At 72.6% G+C, this 26634-nt stretch carries 21 protein-coding genes; 9 read left to right on the top strand and 12 right to left on the bottom strand.

Annotated elements, in window-relative coordinates; genetic code table 11:
- Positions 1-11: 11 nt before the first annotated feature.
- Complete coding sequence (locus ABT296_RS15615) at positions 12-1271, top strand: alpha/beta hydrolase (RefSeq protein ID WP_351927377.1); 1260 nt, start codon at positions 12-14, stop codon at positions 1269-1271.
- A gap of 34 nt (positions 1272-1305) precedes the next feature.
- Here ABT296_RS15615 and ABT296_RS15610 read toward each other — a convergent pair whose 3' ends face one another.
- On the bottom strand, positions 1306-4173 hold the full coding sequence (locus ABT296_RS15610) for an FAD-binding and (Fe-S)-binding domain-containing protein (protein ID WP_351927375.1): 2868 nt from the start codon (positions 4171-4173) through the stop codon (positions 1306-1308).
- Between the two features lie 91 nt (positions 4174-4264).
- Here ABT296_RS15610 and serC point away from each other — a divergent pair, with 91 nt between their 5' ends.
- On the top strand, positions 4265-5383 hold the full coding sequence (gene serC, locus ABT296_RS15605) for a phosphoserine transaminase (protein ID WP_351927373.1): 1119 nt from the start codon (positions 4265-4267) through the stop codon (positions 5381-5383).
- 66 nt (positions 5384-5449) lie between these two features.
- Here the strand turns inward: serC and ABT296_RS15600 are convergent, their stop codons facing one another.
- Together ABT296_RS15600 and ABT296_RS15595 are read right to left on the bottom strand one after the other, a co-directional pair.
- Positions 5450-6271 (bottom strand): ABC transporter permease, encoded by an 822-nt coding sequence (locus ABT296_RS15600; protein ID WP_351927371.1) that lies wholly within the window; start codon positions 6269-6271, stop codon positions 5450-5452.
- Positions 6268-7230, bottom strand: a complete 963-nt coding sequence (locus tag ABT296_RS15595) for an ATP-binding cassette domain-containing protein (protein WP_351927369.1) — start codon at positions 7228-7230, stop codon at positions 6268-6270. Before ABT296_RS15595 ends, ABT296_RS15600 begins: the two co-directional genes overlap by 4 nt.
- 88 nt (positions 7231-7318) lie before the next feature.
- Here ABT296_RS15595 and ABT296_RS15590 point away from each other — a divergent pair, with 88 nt between their 5' ends.
- Positions 7319-8086, top strand: a complete 768-nt coding sequence (locus ABT296_RS15590) for a TetR/AcrR family transcriptional regulator (protein WP_351927366.1) — start codon at positions 7319-7321, stop codon at positions 8084-8086.
- Positions 8087-8115: 29 nt separating this feature from the next.
- Here ABT296_RS15590 and ABT296_RS15585 read toward each other — a convergent pair whose 3' ends face one another.
- Positions 8116-9096: a WD40 repeat domain-containing protein gene (locus ABT296_RS15585; protein ID WP_351927364.1), complete on the bottom strand. Its 981-nt coding sequence runs from the start codon at positions 9094-9096 to the stop codon at positions 8116-8118.
- Between the two features lie 89 nt (positions 9097-9185).
- Here ABT296_RS15585 and ABT296_RS15580 point away from each other — a divergent pair, with 89 nt between their 5' ends.
- The 3 genes from ABT296_RS15580 to ABT296_RS15570 all read left to right on the top strand — a co-directional run bounded on the left by ABT296_RS15580 (position 9186) and on the right by ABT296_RS15570 (position 11588).
- A complete protein-coding gene (locus ABT296_RS15580; protein WP_351927362.1) occupies positions 9186-9869 on the top strand; it encodes a GDSL-type esterase/lipase family protein in 684 nt (227 codons plus the stop codon).
- A gap of 64 nt (positions 9870-9933) precedes the next feature.
- Positions 9934-10554: a maltokinase N-terminal cap-like domain-containing protein gene (locus ABT296_RS15575; RefSeq protein ID WP_351927360.1), complete on the top strand. Its 621-nt coding sequence runs from the start codon at positions 9934-9936 to the stop codon at positions 10552-10554.
- Between the two features lie 44 nt (positions 10555-10598).
- Positions 10599-11588 (top strand): aldo/keto reductase, encoded by a 990-nt coding sequence (locus ABT296_RS15570; protein ID WP_351927358.1) that lies wholly within the window; start codon positions 10599-10601, stop codon positions 11586-11588.
- A gap of 134 nt (positions 11589-11722) precedes the next feature.
- Here the strand turns inward: ABT296_RS15570 and thpR are convergent, their stop codons facing one another.
- The 3 genes from thpR to ABT296_RS15555 all read right to left on the bottom strand — a co-directional run bounded on the left by thpR (position 11723) and on the right by ABT296_RS15555 (position 14365).
- Positions 11723-12295 carry an RNA 2',3'-cyclic phosphodiesterase gene (thpR, locus tag ABT296_RS15565; RefSeq protein WP_351927356.1) on the bottom strand — a complete coding sequence of 191 codons (573 nt, stop codon included), beginning with the start codon at positions 12293-12295 and terminating at the stop codon, positions 11723-11725.
- 278 nt (positions 12296-12573) lie between these two features.
- Positions 12574-13902 (bottom strand): MFS transporter, encoded by a 1329-nt coding sequence (locus tag ABT296_RS15560; protein WP_351927354.1) that lies wholly within the window; start codon positions 13900-13902, stop codon positions 12574-12576.
- A 25-nt stretch (positions 13903-13927) separates the two neighbouring features.
- A complete protein-coding gene (locus ABT296_RS15555) occupies positions 13928-14365 on the bottom strand; it encodes a MarR family winged helix-turn-helix transcriptional regulator (protein WP_351927351.1) in 438 nt (145 codons plus the stop codon).
- A 153-nt stretch (positions 14366-14518) separates the two neighbouring features.
- Between ABT296_RS15555 and ABT296_RS15550 the strand changes: the two genes are divergently transcribed.
- Positions 14519-14701 carry a ribbon-helix-helix protein, CopG family gene (locus ABT296_RS15550; RefSeq protein WP_015659639.1) on the top strand — a complete coding sequence of 61 codons (183 nt, stop codon included), beginning with the start codon at positions 14519-14521 and terminating at the stop codon, positions 14699-14701.
- Between the two features lie 28 nt (positions 14702-14729).
- Here ABT296_RS15550 and ABT296_RS15545 read toward each other — a convergent pair whose 3' ends face one another.
- A complete protein-coding gene (locus ABT296_RS15545) occupies positions 14730-16181 on the bottom strand; it encodes an NCS2 family permease (RefSeq protein ID WP_351927350.1) in 1452 nt (483 codons plus the stop codon).
- A 132-nt stretch (positions 16182-16313) separates the two neighbouring features.
- Here ABT296_RS15545 and ABT296_RS15540 point away from each other — a divergent pair, with 132 nt between their 5' ends.
- Both ABT296_RS15540 and ABT296_RS15535 read left to right on the top strand, forming a co-directional pair.
- Positions 16314-16577, top strand: a complete 264-nt coding sequence (locus ABT296_RS15540; protein ID WP_351927348.1) for a DUF2530 domain-containing protein — start codon at positions 16314-16316, stop codon at positions 16575-16577.
- 119 nt (positions 16578-16696) lie between these two features.
- Positions 16697-19090 carry an HAD-IC family P-type ATPase gene (locus ABT296_RS15535; RefSeq protein ID WP_351927346.1) on the top strand — a complete coding sequence of 798 codons (2394 nt, stop codon included), beginning with the start codon at positions 16697-16699 and terminating at the stop codon, positions 19088-19090.
- Positions 19091-19108: 18 nt separating this feature from the next.
- On the opposite strand, the gene ABT296_RS15530 is transcribed toward ABT296_RS15535, so the two are convergent.
- The 4 genes from ABT296_RS15530 to ABT296_RS15515 form a co-directional block, all read right to left on the bottom strand.
- Entirely contained in the window at positions 19109-20017 is a 909-nt protein-coding gene (locus ABT296_RS15530) for a hypothetical protein (RefSeq protein WP_351927344.1), read from the bottom strand.
- A 155-nt stretch (positions 20018-20172) separates the two neighbouring features.
- The gene (locus ABT296_RS15525; RefSeq protein ID WP_351927342.1) at positions 20173-21045 is read right to left on the bottom strand and encodes a DUF5707 domain-containing protein; all 873 of its coding nucleotides are present in this window, start codon (positions 21043-21045) and stop codon (positions 20173-20175) included.
- Between the two features lie 176 nt (positions 21046-21221).
- The gene (locus ABT296_RS15520) at positions 21222-24398 is read right to left on the bottom strand and encodes a sacsin N-terminal ATP-binding-like domain-containing protein (protein ID WP_351927340.1); all 3177 of its coding nucleotides are present in this window, start codon (positions 24396-24398) and stop codon (positions 21222-21224) included.
- A gap of 1116 nt (positions 24399-25514) precedes the next feature.
- A complete protein-coding gene (locus ABT296_RS15515; protein WP_351927338.1) occupies positions 25515-26441 on the bottom strand; it encodes a DUF3027 domain-containing protein in 927 nt (308 codons plus the stop codon).
- Positions 26442-26634 lie beyond the last annotated feature (193 nt).

The raw sequence follows: 26634 nt of genomic DNA, 5'->3' as shown, positions 1-26634 counted from the left end.
CGGCCGCCGCCGTGCTGCTCGTCGGCACGACCGCCGTGGCGTGCTCCGGGTCCGGCCCGGCGACCGGCCCGACGACCGGTCCGGCGACCGCGCCGGCCACCGGGAGCGCGCCCGCCCCGGCCCCGGCCGGACTCGACCCGGCCGCGCAGCGCTATCTGGACGCCGTCGTCGCCGAGGACGCGGACGCGCCGGCGGCCGCCTTCGCCGAGGACGCCGTCGTGATCGACGTCGGCCGGGAGATCCGCGGGCGGCACGACCCTGCTGGTCCGCTTCCGGCCCGGCGGCCCCGGCGGATTCCGCGCCCGCCACCACCTCGACATCGCCGACGGCCTGATCACCAGGGCCGATCCGCGGTACGCCCGACCCGATCCCCCACCAGGAGAGACACCGTGGCCCGACAAGAGACCGTCACCTTCGACAACGGCGACGGCACCACCCTGACCGGCGACCTCTTCCTCCCCGACCACCCGGCGCCCGCCGTCGTCGTCGCCGGCACCTGGACCAGCGTCAAGGAGCTGATGGCCGACCGGTACGCCCGCAAGCTCGCCGAACGCGGTTACGCGGCCCTGTCGTTCGACTTCACCGGCTTCGGCGCGTCCGGGGGCGCACCGCGTGACGTGGAGAACCCGGAGCGCAAGGTGCGGGACATCCGCGCCGCGCTGACCTTCCTCGCCGGCCGGCCGGAGGTCGACGGCGACCGGCTCGCGGCGCTCGGCATCTGCGCCGCCGCGATGTACATGTCCGACGCGACCGCCCAGGACCCCCGGATCAGGGCGCTGGCCCTGGTCGCGCCCTGGCTGCACGACGCCGAGGTCTGCGCCGAGGCGTACGGCGGGGACGGGGCGGTCGCGGAGCGGATCAAGGCGGGCCTGGAGGCGAGGGCGCGCTACGACGAGACCGGCGAGGTCGACTACGTGCCGGTGGTGAGCGTCACCGACGAGCGCGCGGCGATGCCGTACGACATCGACTTCTATCTCAACCCGGAGCGGGGCGCGGTCCCCGCCTGGCCCAACCGGTTCGCCGTGATGGCGTGGGCCGACTGGCTGACCTACGACGCGATCGAGCTGGCGCCGCGGATCAGCCGGCCGGTGCTGCTCGTGCACAGCGAGGACGCCGCGATCCCGCAGGGCGCCCGCCGCTTCCATGCCGCGCTGGCGGGCCGCAAGGACATCCTGTGGACGGAGGGCACCCAGTTCGACTTCTACGACCGGGCACCCCAGGTCGAACTCGCCCTGGACACGGTGACCGCCCACTTCGACCGCTCGCTGTGATCCGCCGCCGGCCGAAGGCCGGGGTCACCGGGCGTCATCCCTCGTCGTCCAGTGCCTCGGCCAGCACCTCCGCCAGATGCCTCCCGCGCACCCCGCCCAGCTGTTCCAGCTGGGTCCGGCAGGAGTAGCCGTCCGCCAGGACCACCGCGCCCGGCGGCGCCTGGCGCACCGACGGCAGGAGCCGTTCCTCGGCGCAGGCGGCGGACACCTCGAAGTGGCCCTTCTCGAAGCCGAAGTTGCCCGCGAGCCCGCAGCAGCCGCCGGTCAGCTCGCCGGTCAGTCCGGCCGCCGCGCGCAGGGCGCGGTCCGCCGTGTCGCCCAGTACGGCGTGCTGGTGGCAGTGGGTCTGCCCGGTGACCGGGCGGTCCACGGCGGGCGGGGTCCAGTCGGGGGCGTGGCGCCGGAGGGTCTCGGCGAAGGTGAGGACCCGGGCGGCGAGCAGGGCGGCGCGCGGATCGTCGTGGAGCAGTTCGGGCAGGTCGGTGCGGAGCGCGGCGGCGCAGCTCGGTTCGAGGACCACGACCGGCGCGTCCGTCTCCAGCACCGGTGCCATCAGGTCCAGGGTGCGGCGCAGCACGGCGCGGGCCCGGTCCAGCTGCCCGGTGGAGACGTACGTCAGTCCGCAGCAGACGCGCCCCCGGCGGCGGGCCGTGAGCAGCGACAGCGCCGAGGCGGTCCGTCCGTCGCCGACCGGCCGGCGGCGAGTGCGCAGGGTGGGCGGCAGCGCCACCCGCAGTCCCGCCGCCTCCAGCACCCGTACGGCCGCCCGGCCGACGGAGGGCGAGAGGTGCTCGGTGAAGGTGTCGGGCCAGAGCACGACCAGGGTGCCGTCGCAGGGGCCCGGGGCACGCCGGGCGCGCCACCACCGGCTGAACGTGCGCGTCGCCAGCGCCGGGAGCGTCCGCTCGGCGGCGATCCCGCCCAGCCGCTTGGCCACCGCCGCCACCAGGGGTACCCGCGCCAGGAGGTTGACCGCCCCCGCGAGCCGGGCCCGCGCCACCGGGCGCAGCCACTCCGGCAGCCGGCCCATCGAGTGGTGGGCGGCCGGGCGGCGCCGGCCGGCGTAGTGGTGGTGCAGGAACTCCGCCTTGTAGGTGGCCATGTCGACGCCGACCGGGCAGTCGGAGCGGCAGCCCTTGCAGGACAGGCACAGGTCGAGGGCGTCGCGCACCTCGGTGGAGCGCCAGCCGTCGGTGACCACCTCTCCGGCGAGCATCTCGTGCAGCAGCCGGGCCCGGCCGCGGGTGGAGTGCTCCTCCTCGCCGGTCGCGCGGAACGACGGGCACATGACGGCGGGTCCGGCAGCCTCGGTCGTACGGCACTTGGCGACGCCCACGCAGCGGCGTACGGCGGCGGCGAAGTCACCGCCGTCGGCGGGGTAGCCGAAGGCGACGTCGACGGGTTCGCGGGGCAGGACGGCGAAGCGCAGTCCGGAGTCGAGGGGCGCCGGGCGGACCAGTACGCCGGGGTTGAGCAGGCCGTCGGGGTCCCACACGGTCTTGGCCCGCTCGAACAGGCCCACCAGGTCGGGCCCGTACATCCGCGGCAGCAGCTCCGCGCGGGCCATGCCGTCGCCGTGCTCCCCCGAGAGCGAACCGCCGTGCGCCACGACCAGGTCGGCGAGTTCCCCGGAGAAGTGCCGGAAGCGGGCCACGCCCGCCGCGGTGAGCAGGTCGAAGTCGATCCGGACGTGGATGCAGCCGTCCCCGAAGTGCCCGTACGGGGTGCCGCGCAGCCCGTGTGCGGTGAGCAGGGCGCGGAAGTCCCGCAGATAGGCGCCGAGCCGGGCCGGGGGCACCGCGCAGTCCTCCCAGCCGGGCCATGCCTCGCTGCCGTCCGGCATCCTCGTCGCGGTGCCGGCGGCGTCCTCGCGGATGCGCCACAGCGCCCGCTGCCCGGCGGCGTCGGTGACGATCAGGGAGTCCGCCGCGTCGGCGGCCCGCACGATCGTCTCCGCCCGCGTGCGTGCCTCGGCGGGCGACTCGCCGCCGGTCTCCACGAAGAGCCAGGCGGCGCCCCGGGGCAGCGCGACGGCGGAGGGCACCAGGTCGGCGGCCATGCCCTCCACCGTCAGCGGGCCGTGCGGGAGGAGTCCGGCGGCCGCGTCGGCGGCGGCGCCCTCGTCGGCGTAGCCGAGCACGGCGAGGGCCCGTGCGGGGGGCGCCGCCACCAGGTCGACGACGGCCTCGGTGAGCACCCCGAGCGTGCCCTCCGAGCCGCACAGCGAGCGGGCCACGTCGGCGCCGTTCTCGGGAAGCAGCGCGTCCAGGGCGTACCCGGAGATCCGGCGGGGCAGTCGCGGGAACCCGGTGCGCAGCAGGGCGAGTTCGCCCTCGACGAGGCTCCGCAGCCCTTCGGGGGCGCCCGCCCAGCCCCGGCCGGGGCGCAGCCGTTCGCCGCGGGCGGTGACCACCTCCAGCTCCCGCACGCTGTCGGCGGTGGTGCCCCAGGCCACCGAGTGCGCGCCGCAGGAGTTGTTGCCGATCATCCCGCCGAGCGTGCACCGGGAGTGCGTGGAGGGGTCGGGGCCGAAGCGCAGTCCGTGCGGGGCGGCGGCCTCCTGGAGCCGGTCGAGCACCAGTCCCGGCTGGACGACGGCGGTGCGGCCGGCGGGGTCGAGGGCGAGCAGACGGTTCATGTGGCGGGTGAAGTCCAGGACGACGCCGGTGCCGGTGGCCTGCCCGGCGATGGAGGTGCCGCCGCCGCGCGGGACGACCGGCACGCCGTGCGCGCGGCAGATCTCCAGCACCGCGCTCACGTCGTCGGCGTCGCGCGGGGCGACCACGCCGAGCGGGACACGCCGGTGGTTGGAGGCGTCCATGGTGTTCAGCGCCCGGGCGGTGGCGTCGAAGCGGACGTCGCCGCGGACGGCCCCGCGCAGGTCGGCCTCTGGATCCGTCATGGGCCCAGCATTCCAAACACCCCGTCACACCCCGTCTCAGCCGACGGACTGCGTTTCGACCAGGTTTCCCCCAACGGCTACCCTCCCTTCCGTGGCTGAGATCCAGATTCCCGCTGACATCAAGCCCGCCGACGGTCGATTCGGCGCGGGCCCCTCCAAGGTGCGGACGGAAGCGCTGGACGCGCTGGCCGCCACCGGTACGTCCCTCCTCGGTACCTCCCACCGCCAGGCTCCGGTCAAGAACCTGGTCGGTCAGGTGCGCGAGGGCATCAGTGCGCTGTTCTCCCTGCCCGAGGGCTACGAGGTCGTCCTCGGCAACGGCGGCTCCACCGCGTTCTGGGACGTGGCGACGCACGGCCTGATCGAGAACAAGTCGCAGCACCTGAACTTCGGCGAGTTCAGCTCGAAGTTCGCCAAGGCCGCCAAGCTCGCCCCCTGGCTGGCCGAGCCGACGGTCATCGCGAGCGACCCGGGCACCCACCCGGAGCCGTCCGCCGAGGCGGGCGTGGACGTGTACGCGTACACCCACAACGAGACCTCCACCGGTGTCGCCATGCCGATCAAGCGCGTGGCCGGTGCCGACGAGGGCTCCCTGGTCCTGGTGGACGCCACCTCCGGCGCGGGCGGTCTGCCCGTGGACATCGCCGAGACGGACGTCTACTACTTCGCCCCGCAGAAGTCCTTCGCCTCCGACGGCGGCCTGTGGATCGGCGTGTTCTCCCCGGCCGCGATCGAGCGCGCCGAGCGGATCCACGCCTCCGGCCGGCACATCCCGGAGTTCTTCAGCCTGCCGACGGCGATCGACAACTCCCGCAAGAACCAGACGTACAACACCCCCGCGCTGGCGACCCTCTTCCTGCTGAACCAGCAGCTGGAGTGGATCAACGGCCAGGGCGGTCTCGCCTGGTCCTCGGCCCGGACCAAGGACTCCTCGACCCGGCTGTACGGCTGGGCGGAGGAGAGCAAGTACGCGACGCCGTTCGTCACCGACGCGGCCAAGCGCTCGCAGGTCATCGGCACGATCGACTTCGCCGACGAGATCGACGCGGCGGCCGTCGCCAAGGTGCTGCGCGCCAACGGCGTCGTCGACACCGAGCCCTACCGCAAGCTCGGCCGCAACCAGCTGCGGATCGCGATGTTCCCGGCGATCGACCCGGCGGACGTCGAGGCGCTCACCAAGTGCGTCGACTACGTGATCGAGAAGCTGTAAGCGGCTTCCTCACGACGGTGAAGGGCGCCCACGCGAGTGGGCGCCCTTTCCGATGTCGCGGGCCGTTCAGCGGCTGAGCCTCTGGAACCTCCGTACCGCCAGCGGCAGGAAGACCAGCGTCAGCACGACGGGCCACACGCCCGCCATCAGCAGGGCGTGCTCCTCGACCCAGGAGTCGCCGCCGCCGACCGGGGTGCCGAACAGGTCCCGGGTGGCGGCCGCCGTGGAGGAGATCGGGTTCCAGGCCGCGACCCAGCCCAGCCAGTCGGGCATCAGCTGCGGGGCGACGAAGATGCTGGAGATCATCGTCAGCGGGAACGCCACCGCGAACAGACCGCCCGCCGCCTCCGGGTTGGGGACGATCAGGCCGAGCCACACCCCGAGCCAGATCAGTGAGCAGCGCAGCCACAGCAGCAGTCCGAAGGCGGCCAGGAAGTTCAGTCCGCCGTCCGGGCGCCAGCCCATCGCGATCGCGGTCAGCATCATGATGGCCAACTCGGCGCAGGCGACGATGAGATCGGTCACCCCGCGCCCGGCGACCACCGCCGAGGACTCCATGGGCATCGAGCGGAACCGGTCGATGACGCCCTTGGTGGAGTCGTAGACGACCATGGTCGCGGTGTTGATGAAGCCGAAGGCCATCGTCATCACGAACATGCCCGGCATCAGGAAGTCCTTGTAGTCCCCGCCGCCGGGCACCGTCATGGCGCTGCCGAAGACATAGCCGTACAGCAGCACGGAGAGGATCGGGAAGCCCAGCTGCCAGGCGATGTTGACCGGCTGGCGCCGGTAGTGGGTCAGTCCCCGGCGGACGATGTTCCAGACGTCGGAGAGCAGCCAGTACGTACGGCCGTGCGGAGCCGGGGCGTTGAGGTCCACTGCGGTCATGCCGCCGCCTCCTTCTCGGTGCGGTGTCCGGTCAGGCGCAGGAAGACGTCGTCGAGGCTCGGCCTGCGCAGCCCGATGTCCTCCACCGCGACACCCTCGTCCTGGAGGGTGCGGGCCACCTCGGTCAGCGCGGCCACCCGGTCGGTGACGGGCGCGTGCACCCGCAACTCGGTCTCGTCCGAATCCGGTTCGCCGTCGGAGACCCGGGCGACGACCTTCACCGCCCGGGGGATGTCGGACCGCTCCGCCACGACCACCTCGATCCGGTCGCCGCCGACTAGGTTCTTCAGCCCGTCCGGGGTGTCGTCGGCGATGGCCCGCCCCTGGTCGATCACGGTGATCCGGGAGGCCAGCTTGTCCGCCTCCTCCAGGTACTGCGTGGTCAGCAGCACGGTGGTGCCGCTCGCCACCAGCGCCCGCACGGACTCCCACACCTCGCCCCGGCTGCGCGGGTCCAGCCCGGTCGTCGGCTCGTCGAGGAAGAGCACCGACGGGGCGAGGATCATCGACGCGGCGAGGTCGAGGCGGCGCCGCATGCCGCCGCTGTACTTGCCGACGCCCTTCTCGGCGGCGTCGGTCAGGTCGAACTGCTCCAGCAGCTCGGCCGCGCGGGCCTTGGCGCGGCCGCCTCCGAGGTGGAAGAGCCGGCCGAACATCTCCAGGTTCTGCCGGCCGGTGAGCACCTCGTCCACGGCGGCGTACTGCCCGGTCAGCCCGATCCGGGCGCGCACCTCGCGGGCCTGCCGCACGACGTCCAGACCGGCCACGGTGGCCTGTCCGCCGTCCAGCCTCAGCAGCGTGGACAGGATGCGCACGGCGGTGGTCTTGCCGGCGCCGTTCGGGCCGAGCAGTCCGTGCACGGTGCCCTCGCGGACGGCGAGGTCGAAGCCGTCCAGGGCGTTCTTGTCGCCGTACCGCTTCTGCAGTGCCTCGGCCCGGACGGCGTATCCGTCGCTCATGGGTCCCCCTTCTCCGTAACTGAGTACACCGTACCCGATTACGCGTACACCGTACCCAGTTTTTCGGGGAGGTCCTAGAATGGCGGTCATGACCAGCGGCAAGGGCGGTACGGAGACCAGCGGCAGCGGCGACATCGCGCGCACCATGGAGCTGCTGTGGGACACCGGCCGGCGCCCCAGCCGGGGGCCGAGGCCGACCCTGACCATCGACCGGATCGTGGAAGCCGCCGTCCGGGTCGCGGACACCGAGGGCCTGGAGGCGGCCTCCATGCGCCGGGTCGCCGCCGAACTCGGCACCGGCACGATGTCGCTGTACCGGTACGTCCCCGGCAAGGGCGAGCTGCTGGACCTGATGCTGGACCACGTCCAGCGCCCCTCGCAGGACCCCGACGGCTTCGGCGACGGCAGCTGGCGCTCGGCGCTGGAGGCCCTCGGCCGGGCGACCCTGGAGCTGTACCGGCGCCACCCCTGGCTGCTCCAGGTCAACCAGACCCGCCCGCTGCTCGGACCGAGCGCGCTGGACGGCATGGAGAAGATGCTCGCCCGCATCAAGCCGATGGGGCTGAGCGACCCCGAACTGGTCTCGGCGATCATCATGATCGACGGCTATGTGGTGGGCGCCGCCCGCACCCAGCTCTACCAGCGGGAGGCGGAACGGCGCACCGGGCTGACCGACGCGGAGTTCTGGCAGGCGCAGACGCCGATCCTGGAGAAGGTCCTCACCTCCGGCCGCTACCCGCTGCTCGCCGCCCTCGACGAGGACACCTGGGGCCCCGACTTCGACCACTTCGAGTTCGGGCTGCAACGCATCCTGGACGGCCTGGAGGTGTGCGTGGCCCGGCGCCGGACGGAGTGACGGGCCCGGTGACGCCGGCCGGGTTCAGCTCACCGGCGCCGCAGCAGCCGCCGGAAGCCGAGCACCACGGCGACGACGGCCGCCACCGCGAGCGCGCCGACCTTGTAGTCACCGCCGCCGTCGTCCGAACCCCCGTCGCCGGACGAGGAGTTGCCACCGGAGCCCGAACCGGTCCCGGACCCGCCGCCCCCGTCACCCGGCGCGTCCTCCGGCTCCACCGAACTCCGCTCGCCCTCGGCGCCGTACATGAGCTTCGAACCGTCGGCCGTGTAGGTGACGGACTCGCCCTGCCCCAGGAAGGGCACGCTCAGCCGGCCGACGCGCTTGAGGTCGCCGCCGTTCCAGTCGTAGTGGACGGCGCCGAAGTAGCTGCGCACCACGAGGTCCTCGCCGTCCGGGGAGAGGGCCGCGTCGGTGGCCTCCAGGTCGGGCACGTCCGCGACGGGCCGGAAGACGTTGGTGCCGGAGGCGGACAACTCGGCGGGCCCCTCGTAGAGATGGCTGCCGGCCTCGTCCTTGTCGACGATGTACACCCGCCCGGTCTTCGGATGCACCACGAGCGACTCCGCGTCCCGGGCGCCGTCGGAGTACTTCACCACGTACTGGGTGGCCTTGAGGGTCTGGTCCTTGAGCTCCTTCGGCTCGGGCAGCTCGTAGATCCAGACGTGCGGCCAGGTGCCGCCGAGGTTGTCGCCGATGTCGCCGACGTAGAGGTGGTCGTCCGGCCCCACCGAGATCGCCTCGACGTCCCGGGGGGCGCCGACACCGGTCATCGTGACGGTCGCGACGGTCTCACCGGTGGCGCCGTCCACGGCGTACAGGTAGGCGCCGTCGTCGCTGTCGTTGTGGGTCCAGTAGACGCCCGGGTGCTGCCGGGAGGCGGCCAGGCCGCTGGACTCGGTGATCCGCGGGTCCTCGATGGTGAAGGCGTCGCCGTCGTCGGCGGAGGCGGGCACGGCGAACACGCCCGTGACGAGGACAGCGGCGAGAAGGGCGAAGGGACGGCGCATGCCGCCAAGCCTGCCATCCCGCCCGCGGTCCCGGCCCGCGTGTCCGGCCTCACACCCCACCGGAGGCGCTGATCGTCCATCATGAGCCAATGCTCAGGTTCATGCCCGTCGGTGATTCGCAGACGATCGGAAGCGCGGGCGAACACACCTGGCGTTACCGGCTGTGGCAGCACCTGTGCACCACGTACGGCGGCCCCTTCACCCTCGTCGGCCCCCGCGAGGAGCTCTACGACAAGGCCACCGACGCCGCCACCTCCCACGCCTACGCCGACCCCGACTTCCCCCGCGCCCACCTGGCCGGCTGGGGCGAGGGCTGGCTGCACATGGCGCCGCTGGTCGGACAGGCGGTCCGCGACCACCGCCCCGACGTCCTCCTCGTCGCCCTCGGCTTGATAGACCTGGGCTTCTACACCAACGCCGAGCAGACGGCCGAGAACGTGCGGGCCTTCGTCACCGAGGCCAGGGCCGCCCGGCCGCGCATCCGGATGGTGTTCCTGCCGGTCATCCCGAACATCCGGGCCGTCGCGGACCCCGCCTTCGCCGAGCAGGTGGACCTGTTCAACGTCCTGCTCGCCAAGGAGGTCGCCGACCTCGACGAACCCCGCTCCCCGATCCTCCTGGCCTCCCCGCCCGAGGACTACGACCTCCACACCGACACCTACGACGGCACCCACCCCAACGCCAGCGGCGAACACCGCATAGCCGCGGCCTTCGCGGCGGCGATGACCGAGGCCTGGGGCATCGGCGGGACGTACTCGGCCACGAGGGTCTGACCGGTTTCCGGCGAACTCGCCCAGCAGACCGGCGAGTTCCCGCGCGACTGACACAATCGGGCCCATGTCGATCATTCATCGCACCACCCTGAAGCCGACCAAGCTCGAACTGCTCGCCGGGTGGCTGCCCACCCGCCCCTGGTACGCCGGTTCCGGGACACCGGAGTTGGCCAAGGCCGGTGGCTTCCGGCTGGACGACCCGGCCGGTGAGGTCGGTATCGAGTTCATGGTGACGACCGACGCCTCCGGCGCCGCGTACCTGGTCCCCCTCACCTACCGCGGCGCCCCGCTGGACGGCGCCGAGCACGCGCTGATCGGCACCATGGAGCACGGCGTCCTCGGCAGGCGCTGGGCCTACGACGGCTGCCAGGACCCGCTGCTGGTCGCGGAGTTGTTCGCGCTGATCGAGGGCCGCGCCCAGCCCCAGGCGCAGAGCATCGACGGCGCCCCCGACCACGAGATCGCCCGCTCGTTCACCGGCACCGGCACCCTCGCCGCCACCGGTCCCGCCGTCGACGACGGCACCGGCACCGTGATCCCCGCCTCCGACGGCACCGCCCTGCGCCTGCACCGCCGCCTCGGCCTGCCCGACGCCCCTCCCCCCGGCGCCCTCGGCCACGTCGGCGGCCACTGGACCGCGGCGGACGGCTCACCCGCCCGGGGCCTCTTCGCCGAGCTGCGCTGAACGTCCTTGCTTCGAGTCCACTCCACGCAGTTGGCTGGTGCGTCATGAAGTACACGCAGCTCGGACGCACGGGACTCAAGGTCGGCCGACTCGTCCTCGGCACCATGAACTTCGGCCCGCAGACCGACGAGGCCGACAGCCACGCGATCATGGACGCGGCCGTGGACGCAGGCATCAACCTCTTCGACACGGCCAACGTCTATGGGTGGGGCGACAACAAGGGCCGCACCGAGGAGATCATCGGCAGCTGGTTCGCCCGGGGCGGCGACCGCCGCGACAAGGTCGTCCTCGCCACCAAGGTGTACGGCAACATGGGCGCCGACGGCCCGGCCTGGCCGAACCACGACAGGCTCTCGGCCCTCAACATCCGCCGGGCCGTGGACGCCTCCCTCAAGCGGCTCGGCACCGACCGCATCGACGTCTACCAGTTCCACCACATCGACCGGTCGACCCCGTTCGAGGAGATCTGGCAGGCCGTCGACGTCCTGGTCCAGCAGGGCAAGATCCTCTACGCCGGGTCCTCCAACTTCCCCGGCTACAAGATCGCCCAGGCCAACGAGACCGCCGCCCGCCGCGGCTCCCTCGGCCTGGTCAGCGAGCAGTGCCTGTACAACCTCTACGAGCGGCGCGCCGAGATGGAGGTCATCCCGGCGGCCCAGGACTACGGCCTCGGCGTCATCCCCTGGTCACCGCTGCACGGCGGACTGCTCGGCGGGGTCATCCGCAAGGAGGCGGAGGGCGGCAGGCGCACCTCGGGCCGCGCCGCCGACACCCTGGCCGACCCGGCGGCCCGTGCCCGGCTCCAGTCCTACGAGGACCTGCTGGACAAGCACGGCGTGGAGCCCGGCGAGGCGGCGCTGGCCTGGCTGCTCACCCGCCCCGGCGTGACCGGACCGATCGTCGGCCCGCGCACGGCGCAGCAGCTCGACTCCGCCCTGCGGGCGGTGGAGCTGGAGCTGAGCGAGGAGCTGCTGGCCGGCCTGGAGGAGATCTTCCCCGGCCCGGGCCCCTCTCCGGAGGCTTTCGCCTGGTAGGAGTGGCGGGGGGCGCTCCTCGCGGGAGCGTCCCCTCACCCTCCGAAGGCGGAGGCGAGCGCCACCACGACGAACATCAGTACAAGCACACCGGCCATGATCCGGTTCCGTGTTTTCGGGTCCACGCTCCGAGCCTAACCGCCCGCGCCGAGTGCCCAGCGGGCGACCGCCTCGTACCGGGGCTGCTCCCCCGGCACCCCGGACCTCGGCAGGCTGCTGCGCACCAGCGCCAGCTCGGCCACCGTCCAGTCACGGCCGGTGAAGCCGTCCAGGGCCGTCAGGTACGGGGTCACGTCCACGGCGTCCCTGCTGCGGGCCACGGTCAGATGCGGCTTGTACCGCCGGTGGCCGCCCATCGGCACCCCCGCCTTGCGCCCCGCGGCCTCGGCCCGGTCGGCGAGCAGCCGCAGCGCGGCCACGTCCCCCTCGGCCCCGACCCACAGGGCCCGCCCGTGCCCGAACTCCCCGCCCCCGCGCAGAGCCAGCCCGAACGGCTCACTACGCCGAGCGACCCGCCCCAACCGCACCGAAAGCTCCGGCACGACCGCGTCCTCGACCTCCCCGTAGAAGGCAAGCGTGAAGTGCCACCCCTCCCGCCCGGTCCACCGCAACAACCCCGCACCGGGCAGCCCCCTCAACCCCCCAACCTCACCCTCCAGCTCCCCACAAACCCCCTCCGGCGGCAACACAGCAGCAAACAACCTCATCCCCCCACCCAACCACCCCCCCTTTTCAGGGGCGCGAGGAACTGCGCAACCAGCCACAACGGCGCCGCACCCCACCACCCACCCTTTCAGGGGCGCGGGGAACTGCGCGAAAACCCACAACGGCCCCGCACCGGACCACTCACCCCCTTCAGGGGCGCGAGGAACTGCGCGACCAGCCCCAACGGCGCCGCACCCAACCACCCACCCCACCCCTCCAGGGGCGCGGGGAACTGCGCGAAAACCCACAACGGCGCCGCGGACAAACGACACCCCCGCGCTCACACCACCTCAGCCACCCGACCCCGTGGAACGACCCGCACAACCGGATGCCCCCGATCCCACCCCACGGACACCCGAAGCCCACCCACCCGCACAAGAATCAGCCCGATCACAGCCGCCGCCCCCGCCGCAACCGCCCCACCCACCGCAAGCCCCACCCGCGGCCCGTACGCATCGGTGATCCACCCGACAATCGGCGCCCCCACCGGGGACCCCCCGAGAAACACCATCATGTAGAGCGACATCACCCGCCCCCGCATAGCGGGATCGGTGGACATCTGAATCGTCGTGTTCGCGGTGACGTTCACCGTCATCCCGAACAACCCCAGCGGAACCATCAGCACCGCGAACATCCACAACGACGGCGTGGCCGCCGCGAGAATCTCCACCGCCCCGAACACCATCGCGGCCAGCCCCAGCACCCGCAGCCGGGCCGTCCCCCGCCGGGCCGCGAGCAGCGCCCCGGTGACCGAGCCGACGGCCACCAGCGTGTTGAAGAGGCTGTAGGCCCCGGCCCCCGCGTGAAAGACGTCGTCGGCGAAGGCGGACAGATAGACGGGGAAGTTGAACGCGAACGTGCCGACGAAACCGACCAGGACGATCGGCCAGATCAGATCGGGCCGCCCGGCGACGTACCGCAGCCCCTCCCGCAGCTGCCCCTTGCCGCGCGGCGCCCGTTCCACCACATGCAGCTCCCGCGCCCGCATCAGCAGCAGCCCGGCGATGGGCGCGACGAAGGACAGCCCGTTGAGGAGGAAGGCCCAGCCGGTGCCGACCCCGGTGATCAGCAGACCGGCCACCGCGGGGCCGACCAGCCGCGCGGACTGGAAGTTCGCCGAGTTGAGGCTGACGGCGTTCTGGAGCTGCTCGGGGCCGACCATCTCGGTGACGAAGGACTGCCGGGCGGGGTTGTCGAGGACCGTCGCGAGGCCCATGGCGAAGGCGGCGAGGTAGACGTGCCAGACCTCGACGTGCCCGCTGAGGGTGAGGAGGGCGAGGAAGAGCCCGGTGACGGCCATCGCGGACTGGGTGGCGAGGAGCGTCGGCCGCTTGGGCAGCCGGTCGACGAGGACGCCGCCGTAGAGGCCGAAGAGCAGCATCGGCAGGAACTGCAGGGCCGTGGTGATGCCGACCGCGGTCGCGGAGCCGGTGAGGCTGAGGACCAGCCAGTCCTGGGCGATGCGCTGCATCCAGGTGCCGGTGTTGGAGACGACCTGTCCCATGAAGAACAGGCGGTAGTTCCGGATGCGCAGCGAGCCGAACATGGAGGACTTGCCGGTAGGGGTGGTCGGTGCGGGGGCGGAAGCTGCTCCGGATCCCGAACTCAAAGGGTTCGCCTCCTTCTGGGCCTGACTACAGGTGCGCGAGCTTTTCCAGCACGGGGGCGGCGGCGCGGAGTTTCGCCCACTCGTCCTCGTCGAGGCCCTCGACCAGGGTGGCCAGGAAGGCGTTGCGCTTGGCACGGCTCTCGGCGAGCATCGCCTCGGCCTGTTCCGTCTTCGTGACGACCTTCTGGCGCCGGTCCTCGGGATGCGGCTCCAGCCGGACGAGCCCCTTGCCCTCCAGCAGGGCGACGATGCGGGTCATCGACGGCGGCTGGACGTGCTCCTTGCGGGCGAGTTCGCCCGGGGTGGCCCGGCCGCAGGTGGACAGGGTGCCGAGCACCGACATCTCGGTGGGGCTCAGCGACTCGTCGACCCGCTGGTGCTTGAGCCGGCGGGACAGTCGCATGACGGCGGATCGCAGGGCGTTCACGGCGGCAACGTCGTCGCCATGGGTAAGGTCCGACATGTTCTTTAGGTTAACTCATTACCCTGACTAAGGACCACTCGGGGGTGCCGAAATGCCCGTGACCCCGGCCACTGAACCACTTCATCACCCATATGAGTGAGCCGGTTCCGGAAAGCGACTCATGGCCGGGCCCCATGGGGTGACCCTCGATCCATGGGGACCAGCGTGCTCAGCCTGCGGATAGACGGGGAGCTGCTCGAACGGCTCCGGCACCATGCGGCGAAAAGGGGAATGAGCGTCCAGGACTACGTGGTCCGGACGCTCATTCGCGACGACTTCGACGAGCGGTTCCAGACCGCGGTCGAGGAGACGGAGAAGTTCTACGGGGTCACCTGAGCCCACCCGGCGGGGTGACCCCCGCGGCTCAGGTCAGGCCCAGCGCCGGCATCAGGTAGTAGAAGGTGAAGACGGCGGCGACGACGTACATCGCGGCGGGGATCTCCTTGCCCCGCCCGGCCGCCAGCCGCAGCACCACGAAGGTGATGAAGCCCATGCCGATGCCGTTGGTGATCGAGTAGGTGAACGGCATCATCACCATCGTGACGAAGGCCGGGATCGCGATCGTGTAGTCGGCCCAGTCGATCTCCTTCACGGAGTTCGCCAGGATCAGGAAGCCGACCGCGAGCAGTGCCGGGGTGGCAGCCTGGGACGGGACCATGGTGGCGATCGGCGTCAGGAACAGGGCCGCGGTGAACAGACCGCCGGTGACGACGTTGGCGAAGCCGGTCCGGGCGCCCTCGCCGACGCCCGCCGTGGACTCCACGAAGGCCGTGGTGGCCGAGGAGGAGGTGGCGCCGCCCGCGGCGACCGCGATGCCGTCGACGAACAGGACCTTGTTGATGCCCGGCATCTGGCCCTGGGCGTCGGTCAGCTTCGCCTCGTCGGAGACGCCCATGATCGTGCCCATCGCGTCGAAGAAGCACGACAGCAGGACCGTGAAGACGAACAGCACACCGGTCAGCACGCCGACCTTCGCGAAGCCGCCGAACAGGCTGACCTCGCCGACCAGGCCGAAGTCGGGGGTGGCGACCGGGTTGCCCGGCCACTTCGGGGTGGTCAGACCCCAGGAGGGGATGTCCGCGACCGCCTCGATGACCAGCGCGACGACCGTCATGGCGACGATCGAGATCAGGATGGCGCCGGAGACCTTGCGCACGATCAGGGCGAGCGTCAGCAGGGCGCCCAGGATGAAGACGAGCACCGGCCAGCCGTTGAGGTGACCGTCGCTGCCGAGCTGGAGCGGGACGGTGGTGTGGGCGGCGTCCGGGATCCGGGAGACGAACCCGGAGTCCACCAGGCCGATCAGCATGATGAACAGGCCGATACCGATCGAGATCGCCTTGCGCAGCCCGAACGGCACCGCGTTCATCACCCGCTCGCGCAGACCCGTGGCGACCAGCAGCATCACCACGAGGCCCGCCAGCACCACCATGCCCATGGCGTCCGGCCAGGACATCCGGGGCGCGAGCTGGAGGGCGACGACGGAGTTCACCCCGAGGCCGGCCGCCAGCGCGATCGGCACGTTGCCGATGACACCCATCAGCAGCGTGGTGAAGGCGGCCGTCAGCGCGGTGGCGGTGACCAGCTGACCGTTGTCGAGCTGGTTGCCGTACATGTCCTTCGCGCTGCCCAGGATGATCGGGTTCAGCACGATGATGTAGGCCATCGCGAAGAAGGTGGCGAAGCCACCGCGGACCTCACGCGCGAGCGTGCTGCCCCGCTCCGAGATCTTGAAGTAGCGGTCGAGGGCGCCGTACGCGGGCGCGCCGCCGGGCTGCTCGGGGGCGGGGACCTTGGCGGAGGCCGAGGTGGTCATTGGCGTTTCCTACGAACAGAAGTGGTCAAAGACAAACGGTTTCAGTATGAACATATAAGGACCCGGCCGCTATCTCCGCGCGTAGACCATGGTCGACCGTGTCACATCCCGATCGCCTCGTAAGCTGTGCACATGGCGAAGTGGACCCCTACGCACGAGGCGCCGGAGCCCCTGGAGGGCCCGGTCGTCGCCACCATCACCGGCGGCACGATCCTGTGGTTCGTCCTCTTCCTGCTCCAGCTGCCGTTCTACGGCTGGTTCGACGACCGCGGGCACGCCTGGTGGGTGTGGACCTGCCTGGCCGGCACCGGGCTCGGCCTGATCGGCATCTGGTACGTCCGCGGCCGGGACGCGGCACTGAAGCGGGCGGCGGCCGCCGAGCGACCGCAACCCTGACCGCACCCGGGGCCGGACTACAACCACGGCACCACTTCGCCCCGTTGGTCCTCCTCCCTGGGTCGGATCTGCGCGCACTCGGCGGGTGAAGCCGTAGTTCCGCACGTACCGTCGAAGGCATGACGCACATCGACGCGGGCGCCGAAGTCGATCCCGGCCGTCCCCTGCCCGCTCCGGTGGACGCCGGCGGACTCACCGCCGCCGAGGTGGCCGAGCGGGTCGCGCGGGGCCAGGTCAACGACATCCCGGTGCGCAGCAGCCGCTCCACCGTCGAGATCGTCAGGGCCAACGTCTTCACCCGGTTCAACGCGATCATCGGCGTGCTCTGGGTGATCATGCTGTTCGTGGCGCCGATCCAGGACAGCCTGTTCGGTTTCGTCATCCTCGCCAACACCGGTATCGGCATCGTCCAGGAGTGGCGGGCGAAGAAGACCCTCGACTCCCTCGCCGTCATCGGCGAGGCCCGGCCCACGGTGCGGCGCGACGGGGTCGCCACCGAGGTGACCACGGCCGGGATCGTGCTGGACGACCTGATCGAGATCGGACCCGGCGACAAGGCCGTCGTCGACGGGATCTGCGTCGAGGCGGACGGGCTGGAGATCGACGAGTCCCTGCTCACCGGCGAGGCCGACCCGGTCGTCAAACGCCCCGGCGACCAGGTCCTCTCCGGCAGCTTCGTGGTCGCGGGCGGGGGCGCCTTCCAGGCCACCAAGGTCGGCCGCGAGGCCTACGCCGCCCAGCTCGCCGAGGAGGCGTCCCGGTTCACCCTGGTCCACTCCGAGCTGCGCTCGGGCATCTCCACCATCCTGAAGTACGTGACATGGATGATGATCCCGGCCGCGCTCGGCCTGGTGGTCACCCAGCTCGTGGTGAAGGACAAGGACCTCGACGACTCCATCGCCCGCACCGTCGGCGGCATCGTCCCCATGGTCCCCGAGGGCCTGGTCCTGCTCACCTCCGTCGCCTTCGCCATCGGCGTCATCCGGCTTGGCCGAAAACAGTGCCTCGTCCAGGAGCTGCCCGCCATCGAGGGCCTCGCCCGCGTCGACACCGTCTGCCTCGACAAGACCGGCACCCTCACCGAGGGCGGCATGGACGTCACCGAGCTGAGGCCGCTCGGCGGCCACGACGAGGAGTACATACGCCGGGTGCTGGGCGCCCTCGGCGAGTCCGACCCCCGCCCCAACGCCTCCCTCCAGGCCATCATCGACGCCTACCCCGACACCGAGGACTGGCGCTGCACCGAGTCGCTGCCCTTCTCCTCCGCCCGCAAGTACAGCGGCGCCACCTTCGGCGAGGGCGGCGGCGAGTCCAGCACCTGGCTGCTGGGGGCGCCCGACGTGCTGCTCGCCGCGGACGACCCCGCCCTCACCGAGACCGAGCGGCTCAACGAGGAGGGCCTGCGCGTCCTGCTCCTCGCCCGCGCCGCCCGCGAACTCGACGCCCCCGACGTGGCCGCCGGAGCGAAGCCTGCCGCGCTGGTCGTGCTGGAGCAGCGGCTGCGGCCCGACGCCGGTGACACCCTGCGCTACTTCGCCGAGCAGAACGTCCGCGCCAAGGTGATCTCCGGTGACAACGCCGTCTCCGTGGGCGCGGTCGCCGCCAAGCTGGGCTTGGAGGGCAGCACCGTCGACGCCCGGCTGCTGCCGCGCGACAAGGACGGCATGGCCGAGGCCCTCGACTCGGGCACGGTCTTCGGGCGGGTCACCCCGCAGCAGAAGCGGGACATGGTGGGCGCGCTCCAGGCGCACGGGCACACCGTCGCGATGACCGGCGACGGGGTGAACGACGTGCTCGCGCTGAAGGACGCCGACATCGGCGTCGCCATGGGCTCCGGGTCCGAGGCGACCCGGGCGGTGGCGCAGATCGTGCTGCTGAACAACAGTTTCGCGACGCTGCCCTCGGTGGTCGCCGAGGGGCGGCGGGTGATCGGGAACATCACCCGGGTCGCCACCCTGTTCCTGGTGAAGACCGTGTACTCGGTGCTGCTGGCGGTGCTGGTGGTGTGCTGGCAGGTGGAGTACCCGTTCCTGCCCCGGCACCTGACGCTGCTGTCCACCCTGACCATCGGCGTCCCGGCGTTCTTCCTCGCCCTCGCGCCCAACAAGGAGCGGGCGAAACCGCACTTCGTGCGGCGGGTGATGCGGTACTCGATCCCCGGTGGCGTGGTGGCCGCCGTCGCGACCTTCGTGACGTATCTGATCGCCCGGCACCACTACACGGGCGAGGGGGCGCTGGACGCGGAGACCAGCGCGGCGACGCTCACGCTGTTCCTGATCTCGATGTGGGTGCTGGCCATCATCGCCCGCCCCTACACCTGGTGGCGGGTGGTGCTGGTGGCGTCCATGGCGCTGGGCTTCGTCCTGGTGCTCGTCGTGCCGTGGCTCCAGGAGTTCTTCGCGCTGAAGCTGGTCGGGGTCACCATGCCGTGGATCGCGGTGGGCGTCTCGGTGGTCGCGGCGGCCGTCCTGGAGTTCCTGTGGAGGTGGGTCGACCGCCGCTTCCCCGCGTGAGCCGGGGCTCGCCGCCCGCTACTGCACGTCGACGAAGTCGCCCGCGGCGGAGACCGGCGCGGTGCTGGTGATGCCCGCGTAGGTGAAGCGGTAGTAGCCGTCGACGTCGGCCTTCACGGTCGTCTTCAGGGCGCCGCCGGTGGTGGTCTTGATGCCCTTGACGTTGGTGTAGGCGGTGGTGCCGGCCTGGCGGAACTGCAGGACCACGCTCTGGCCGCTGGGCAGGCCGGAGTACTTGTTGGTCTCCCAGTTGGCGCGGGTCAGCTTGCCGGTGATCGTGATCGTCTTGCCCTTCTTCACCGGCTCCGGCGCGGCGTCGACGGTCAGCTTGGCGTTGCGCTGGACCAGCGTGGAGCCGAGGCCGCCCTGGTCGGCGTAACCGACCTTGGTGATGTCGTAGTCCTCGGCGAGCGGGTCCTGGCCGTTCTGGGCGAGCGCGAGGGCCGCGCCCTTCCAGGAGCCGGCGTCGGCGTTGATCAGCTCACCCTCGGAGGGGTAGACGTCGATCTTGCCCTTGCAGTCGGCGGTGGTCGCGGAGGTCGCGGCGCAGGTCGCCGGCAGGTTGCCGAAGAGCATGTTGTCGGGGGCCGTGTAGGAGCCCTTGTAGAGGTACGGGACGGTGGTGAAGTCCTCGGCCTCGATGTCGACGTCCGCCGCGTGGGTCATCGTGTAGGTGACCGTCGTCGAGACGCGCTCCAGTGCTCCGACCTTGAAGCTCTTGGCGATCTTGAAGTTGGAGAAGGTGACGTCCATGTCGTACGGGGCGTCCGCGCGGGAGCCGAGGGCGCTCTTGGCGTGCGCGGCACGGACCTTCGCGACGTCGGCGCGGTAGGCGGAGCCGGAGTCGTCGGCCTGCGCGGCCGGCACGGCGAAGGCGGACAGGGCCAGGGCGCCGGTGACGGCGGCGACGGTGGCACGTATGCGCATGCGTTCCCCAAGTGGTCGTGAAGGGAGCCTGGATGCTCCACGTCATCAGATGGCACCTGGGTTGGTTCGGTTGCCCCGCGTCCCTCCGAATGGCCGAAAACACCAACGCCCGGCCCCGGCTGGCTGCCGGAACCGGGCGGGTGTTGCGTGGTTGGTCAGCGCACGTCGACGTAGTCGCCCGCAGCGGTGCTGCCGGCGGTGCTGGTGATGCCGGCGTAGGTGAAGCGCCAGTAACCGTCGGTGGTCGCCGTGACCGTGGTCTTCAGCGCGCCGCCCGAAGCGGTCTTGATGCCCTTGACGTTGGTGTAGGTGGTGGAGCCCGCCTTGCGGAACTGGAGCACCACGGACTGGCCGCTCGGGAGGCCGGCGTAGGCGCCGGTCGAGCTCTCCCAGTTGGCGCGGGTCAGCTTGCCGGTCACCGTCAGGGTGGTGTTCTTCTTCACCGGCTCCGGCGAGGCGTTGACCGTCAGCTTCGACTCACGCTGGACCTTGTGCGTCGAGTGGAAGTCGTCCCAGAAGATCTCGCCGTCGTTGGCGAGCACGCCCGCGGTGACGTGCCAGTTGCCGGCCACCGAGTTCAGGAACAGGTCGTTGTAGGCGTCAGCCGTGATGGTCAGCTTGCAGGTGGAGGTGGTGGCGCTGGCCGCGGTGCAGGTGGCGACCTCCTCGTTCGGCAGGAAGAGGCCGTCGACGTCCTCCATCGGGTCGGTGCCGTGCCACAGGTCGATGTACGCGTCCGCGATGCCGCTCTCGTGAGAGGCCGTCAGGGACACGTTGAAGGTCTTCACGGTGGTGGTGCCGAGAACGATGCTCTTGCCGGCGTTCACCGTCACGTTGGAGACGGTGGGAAGAGCGGCGGCGGCGGCCGTGCTGAACGCCGACTTGGCGGGAGAGGAGCCGAAGCGCTCGGCGGCGCTCGGCTTGTCGGCGCCCGCGGCGCCCTGCGAGTCGGCCTGCGCGAACGGGACGGCGAGAGCGGAAAGGGCCAGGGCGCCGGTGACGGCGGCCACGGTGGCTCGAATGCGCATGTGTTCCCCACGTGGAGAGGGGCCCCGACAGTGGTCGTTCCCTACGGCTCGTCGGCGGCCGGGGCCCAAAGTGATCGTGGAGCCTGTTGGCTCGCAAGATCAGATCCATGACGCAGGTGAATGGTTGTACGTCGTACGAAAGTTTTATGTGGAGATTCCGGCGCCGGACGAACCCGTCAGTCGAACCAGCGGTCACGCGCCAGTTCCCGGGTCCTGGACGGGTCCTCCAGCAGCGCCGCCACCTCGAACCGGCGCGGCCACTGACCGGCCGCCCAGGCCAGCCCCGCGGCGACGCCCTCCAGCGTGGCCGCGTGCAGGACGCCGTCGTCGGTGAGCCGCCAGTCGATCTCCACGCCGTCCACGACGAGTTCCTCGTGCTCGACGTACGACGCGGGCACCAGCGCCCCGAGCAGCACCCGCACCGGCTCCGGCACCTCGTGCTCGGTGCCCTCGGAGTCGACCTGACCGGTGACGGACTCGCTCAGCCGCCGCACCTGGAACAGTTCGGCCAGTTCGGCGGCGCGCGCCGGGCGCACGGGCAGCAGCGGCACGCCCTCGGTGAAGGGCAGCAGGTCGGGCGAGTCGACGACCACGGCGTCGGCGGCGTCCACCACCTCCACCCGCCCGTCGACCACCGCGCGCACGTCGTCCGGGAGCGTCACCTGTTCGGGGTCGAGGTCGGCCAGCGCCCCGTAGAGCGCGTGCAGTTGGGCCCCGGTGACCTCCCGCTCGGGGTCGGCGAGCCGGTCCAGCAGTTCCGCGGCGCCGCCGGGCTCGTCCAGCAGCGCGGCCACCGAGGTCCGCACCCCCAGGGCGCGCAGCACCTGTTCGTCGTCGAACCCGGTCGCGTCGGCCTCGTCGTACAGGCCGCGCAGCAGCGGGTCGCCGCCGGCGGCGAGGAGGCCCGCGGGGCGGCGGCCGTCGAGCACCGGGTGCCCGCGCAGCCACCAGGCGGTGTAGGGCCGTACGACCTCGTGGGTGCCGTCGGGCAGCAGGATCCGCACCTGCTGGGTGAGGGCGTCCCGCAGCGGCGGCCGGGCCAGCATCGCCAGCGCCTGCGGCCACTTGTCGTCGTCGACGAGGTCCAGGTCCCGTACGGCGACGAGTTCCGTGGCCACGGGCGGCACCGGGCTGTCGGGGAAGCGGTCGAGGACGTCCTCGCTCCACACGTCGACGGCGTCCAGCAGTCCCGCGTCGTCGGGCTCGGCGAAGTCCCCCTCGCGGGGCTCCAGTTCGTCCGGGTCGAGCACCACGTCGGTGGCCCGGACGAGCGCGAACGAGGCGAGCACCCCGCAGGCGGCCAGGGGCTGTTCACCCCAGCGCTCGGCCAGCTCGGCGTCGACCGTGGCGAGTTCGCCCTCCCGCATGACCTGGTGGAAGGGGCTGCCGGGCAGCACCAGTTCACCGGCGGGGGCCGGCTCGCCGTCCTCGTCGGGCAGGGCGAGCGCGCCGAGCCACGGCTCGTCACCGGGGTCGAGGTCGGCGTCCCGGACCAACGCCAGGACGATGTCGGCCAGTTCCTCCGCGTCGGGCGCGTCCTGCTCCCAGTCCAGGGGGCCCTCGTCGTCCAGGGAGGCGGCGACCGCGGCCCGCACCTGCGGGGTGGTGAGCACCGCCCGCGGGGTGGCGGGCAGCGCGCCGAGCTTCTCCAGCAGCGGGTGGGCGGCGTCGGGGTGGGCGACCTTCAGGCCGAGCCGGGCGAGCACCTCCGGGTCGGTGCCGGCGTCGCCGGGGGTGGGCAGCAGGATCTGGCGGGGGCCGATGGCGGTCCGCCCTCCCCCGGCCAGCGGCACCGGCAGCCCGGAGAGCCGGTCGGGGTCGATCCCGGCGAGGCTGTCGTAGAGCCGCCACCACCAGCCGGGTTCCTTCTCCAGTCCGGCCAGCCGGTCCACGGCGTCGGTCAGCGGGACCCGCGCGACCTCCAACGTCCGCAGCTCCACACGCCGTTCGAGACCGGCGGGCAGCAGCGTCGGCAGCACCTCGGCGAGCACCCGGACCGTATCGGCGCCGGCGCCCTCCACCACCTCGGCGTCCCGCGGCCGCAGGGCCTCGGGCAGGGTGTCGGGGTCCGTATCGGGCAGGGTCCCGTCGTCGGCCGGCCCGGGGGCGGGCCGGGGGGCCGCGGTCACGGCGGGCGGGAGGAACTCGGTGCGCGGCAGCCGCCGCAGGATCGCCGCCCGCAGCGCCCCGTCCAGCTCGCCCTTGCCGAGCGGGCCGGGCACCAGGTCGATGATCCCCGCGGTCACCGGCCGCCAGCCGGCGAGCAGTTCGGCGTACGCGTCGGCGGCGCGCTCCACCACGAAGTCGGTCAGCGGGCCGGGCGCCGCGCGCCGCCGGGTGGTGTCCAGCGGGAGGGAGGCGATGAGCAGCGCGGGCACCCCGAGCGCCTCGTCGCTGGGGGTCGGGGCGTGCACCACGGGGCTGGTGCGGGGCCGTACGGGGGCGCCGTCGGCGTCGGCGGGCACCGCCCAGGTGACCGACCAGTGCGGCCGCAGCCGCTCCTCCACCGGCCGGTCGGCCAGCAGCTCGGGGGTGAGCGGCCCGTGCGCGGACGCGGTGCGCCAGCGGGTGGTGCCGTCCCGGGAGTCCTCCACCACGGTGAAGGCGCCCTCGGCGGTGCGGCGCAGGGTGCGCACGGTGTCCGTCTCGACGACGACCTCGGTGAGCCCGGGCAGGGCCAGCAGCAGGGCGTCGTCGACGGCGTTCAGGAGCCGTTCGGCGAGGTCGGCGGCGGCGGTGTCGCGCAGCGGCAGGATGACGGCCGTGTCGTAGGGGTCGGGAGCGGTGCCCTCGGCGGCGAACGGGAGCCTGAGCAGCGGCACATGTCCGTCGCGGCGCCGGACCTCGTCCCCGAGGCCGGGGCTGTGCCGGGCGGTGTCGGCGGCGAGTTCCCGGGCCTCGGCCAGGGACCAGCGGATCCCGCCGTGCCGGCCCACGACGGCGGGCTCGTCGGTGACGGAGACGACGGCGGCGAAGCCGACGCCGAAGCGGCCGATGGACGGGGTGTCCCGCTTCGCCGACGCGCGGAGCGTGGCGAGCGACTCGACGCCGGCGGCGTCCAGCGGGGCGCCGGTGTTGGCGGCGACGAGGACGCCGTCGCGCAGGGTGAGCCTGAGCCGTCCGGGGACCCCGGCACGGGCGGCGGCGTCGGCGGCGTTCTGGGCCAGCTCCACGACGAGCCGGTCCCGGTACCCGCCGAGGACGAGGTCCTCCTCGGCGTTGGCGTCCTCCCGGAACCGGGCCGGGCTGGTCGCCCACGCGTCCAGCACCCCACGCCGGAGCCGGGCGGTCCCGAACGGATCCGCTCCCTCGACGGCCGGCCGCACGAACTTGCTCACGTTCACTCCACTCATCGGCGTGACGACGAAGGTACCGCGCTGCCCACCCCCCGACGGACGCCCCGGCGCCCCCACCACCGCGAGGGTGCCCGGCACACCGGACCACCACGGTCACGGAGACAGCCGGCCCGCCAGACCGCCCCGGTCACAGAGACAGCCACCACACCGGCCCGCCCCGACCACAGGGACACCCACGCACCGAACCACCACCCTCACGGGCACCCGGCACACCGAACCACCACCGCCACAGAGACAGCCGGCCCGCCAGACCGCCCCGGTCACGGAGACAGCCACCACACCGGCCCGCCCCGACCACAGGGACACCCACGCACCGGACTGCCCCGGCCACGGAGACAGCCACCGCACCAGACGCCCCAGCCACAGGCACGCCCACGCACCGAACCACCACCGCCACAGGCGCCCGGCACACCGGACCACCACAGTCACGGAGACAGCCGGCCCGCCAGACCGCCCCAGCCACGGGACACCGACGCACCGGACCGCCCCGAGCCACCCGACCCACCCGGACGGCCCACACCGGCCGAACCAGCGACGCCCCCGCACACCGACCGGCCCCGGGACCCGTGATCGCAGGGCAGGCACCAACCGGCGAGACGGCGCCCGCCCATGCCATGGAGCCCCGGCGCCGGATCACCGACCCGCCGAAACCACCCGGCGCACGGCGGCGAAACCACCCGCTCCCACCCGGACGGCCCAGACCGGCCGAACCGGCCACAACCCGCGCACCGACCGGCGGCCGCGGGACCCGTGATCGCTAAATGAACGCCAACCGGCGAGACGGCACCCGCCCACGCCGTAGACCCCCGGCGCCGGATCACCGACCCGCCGAAACCACCCGGCGCAAGGCCGCGGAACCGTCCGCCTGCACCCGGACGGCCCAGGCCGGCCGAACCGGCCGCAACCCGCAACCGACCGGCCGGAGGGCCACCGGCACCCGTGATCCGAGGCGGCGCCGACCCGTGCGTCAGGCTCTGGGACCGTGGCGGCCGGAACCACCCGGCGTGGCACCCCGCGCAGGCCGCGGGGAAGCCGGGCGGGCGGCTTCCCGCACCCGTCGTACGGAGGCGGGCCCCCTGCCGAGCGGGATGGGGCCGTAACGTCCGGCCGTCGTCAGGAGTGGCCGAGGTCCGCCGCGTCCTCGTCCGCCACCGCCGGGACCGAACCCGAGTCGGACGCCGGGCGCAGCGGGAAGGGGTCCACCGTCGTCTCGTCGACGACCGGCGGGGGCGGCTGCGGGGGCCGGGGCATGACGGCCGCCTCGGAGTGGCCGCCGCAGCCGTAGGTCAGGGAGACGACCCGGCCGTCGGCGGGGGCGAACTCGTTGGCGCAGACACCGAAGGCCTGGCCCAGGGAGCCGCCCAGCGGCATCAGGAAGCCGCAGCTGACGCAGGGCGCCGGGGCGGCCTGCGCCATCGGGGTCTTGGCGCCGAACCCCTCCTCCCAGCGGTCGGCGGCGACGTGGAGTCCGTAGCGGGACAGGACGCGGGCGCGCCGCATGCCCAGCTCCTCGGCGACCGCCGCGATCGAACCCCGGGAGGGGGCGACCGGCAGATGGGCGGGGGTGCCGGCGGTGACCTCGGCGTCCTCGGCCTCGACCAGCTCGGCCATCTCGTGGGAGACGGCCGAACTCGGCACCGGCTCGTCCTCCCCGCTGTAGCCGGGCTCCAGCCGCAGGTCCTCGGCGTCGGTGGGCAGCAGATCGCCGGGGCCCATGTCGCCGGGACGCAGCCGCTCGCTCCACGGCACCCACTCGGGTGCCAGCAGGGCGTCCGGGCCGGGCAGCAGGACGACCTCGTCCAGGGTGACGAACTTGGCCCGGGAGGCCCGCGCCACCGTCACGGCCCAGCGCCAGCCCCGGTAGCCCATCTCCTTGCACTCGAAGAAGTGCGTGACGACGCGGTCGCCCTCGGAGACCAGACCGGCGTGCTCCCCGACGACGCCGGGCGCTGCGGCCTCCTCGGCGGCGGTGCGGGCGAGGTCGACCGCCTCGGCGCACAGGCGGTCGGGGGTGCGGCTTCGCGTGGTCGCTGCGCTCACAGGTATCGCTTCTCTCCTACGCCGTCTCACGGGTGCGGCTGCCTGAAGGCGGCGGGGCGGGCGGACGGAGCGGACCTGGGGACCGCGTCGACGTCCTCGCCCCTTCGCACTCGGGCGCACCTGTCACCATCCATTCTGCGGGATGGCCGAGATACGCACGCTACCTGCTCACCGGCGCTCGGCCTACACCGAC

Origin of the sequence: Streptomyces sp. NPDC000983 (assembly GCF_040299205.1) — a bacterium.
GTDB lineage: Bacteria > Actinomycetota > Actinomycetes > Streptomycetales > Streptomycetaceae > Streptomyces.
Note: the sequence above shows the minus strand (reverse complement) of the source record. Positions and strands in the feature narration are given on the sequence as shown.

What these genes read in the sequence shown, in the direction of transcription:
- ABT296_RS15580 (WP_351927362.1), top strand. Translation starts at nt 9,186, where the DNA reads ATGCTCAGGTTCATGCCCGTCGGTGATTCGCAGACGATCGGAAGCGCG.
- ABT296_RS15585 (WP_351927364.1), bottom strand. Translation starts at nt 9,096, where the DNA reads ATGCGCCGTCCCTTCGCCCTTCTCGCCGCTGTCCTCGTCACGGGCGTG.
- ABT296_RS15545 (WP_351927350.1), bottom strand. Translation starts at nt 16,181, where the DNA reads ATGACCACCTCGGCCTCCGCCAAGGTCCCCGCCCCCGAGCAGCCCGGC.
- ABT296_RS15530 (WP_351927344.1), bottom strand. Translation starts at nt 20,017, where the DNA reads ATGCGCATACGTGCCACCGTCGCCGCCGTCACCGGCGCCCTGGCCCTG.
- ABT296_RS15595 (WP_351927369.1), bottom strand. Translation starts at nt 7,230, where the DNA reads ATGAGCGACGGATACGCCGTCCGGGCCGAGGCACTGCAGAAGCGGTAC.
- ABT296_RS15570 (WP_351927358.1), top strand. Translation starts at nt 10,599, where the DNA reads ATGAAGTACACGCAGCTCGGACGCACGGGACTCAAGGTCGGCCGACTC.
- ABT296_RS15540 (WP_351927348.1), top strand. Translation starts at nt 16,314, where the DNA reads ATGGCGAAGTGGACCCCTACGCACGAGGCGCCGGAGCCCCTGGAGGGC.
- ABT296_RS15575 (WP_351927360.1), top strand. Translation starts at nt 9,934, where the DNA reads ATGTCGATCATTCATCGCACCACCCTGAAGCCGACCAAGCTCGAACTG.
- ABT296_RS15600 (WP_351927371.1), bottom strand. Translation starts at nt 6,271, where the DNA reads ATGACCGCAGTGGACCTCAACGCCCCGGCTCCGCACGGCCGTACGTAC.
- ABT296_RS15550 (WP_015659639.1), top strand. Translation starts at nt 14,519, where the DNA reads ATGGGGACCAGCGTGCTCAGCCTGCGGATAGACGGGGAGCTGCTCGAA.
- thpR (WP_351927356.1), bottom strand. Translation starts at nt 12,295, where the DNA reads ATGAGGTTGTTTGCTGCTGTGTTGCCGCCGGAGGGGGTTTGTGGGGAG.
- ABT296_RS15555 (WP_351927351.1), bottom strand. Translation starts at nt 14,365, where the DNA reads ATGTCGGACCTTACCCATGGCGACGACGTTGCCGCCGTGAACGCCCTG.
- ABT296_RS15535 (WP_351927346.1), top strand. Translation starts at nt 16,697, where the DNA reads ATGACGCACATCGACGCGGGCGCCGAAGTCGATCCCGGCCGTCCCCTG.
- ABT296_RS15590 (WP_351927366.1), top strand. Translation starts at nt 7,319, where the DNA reads ATGACCAGCGGCAAGGGCGGTACGGAGACCAGCGGCAGCGGCGACATC.
- ABT296_RS15520 (WP_351927340.1), bottom strand. Translation starts at nt 24,398, where the DNA reads ATGAGTGGAGTGAACGTGAGCAAGTTCGTGCGGCCGGCCGTCGAGGGA.
- ABT296_RS15610 (WP_351927375.1), bottom strand. Translation starts at nt 4,173, where the DNA reads ATGACGGATCCAGAGGCCGACCTGCGCGGGGCCGTCCGCGGCGACGTC.
- ABT296_RS15525 (WP_351927342.1), bottom strand. Translation starts at nt 21,045, where the DNA reads ATGCGCATTCGAGCCACCGTGGCCGCCGTCACCGGCGCCCTGGCCCTT.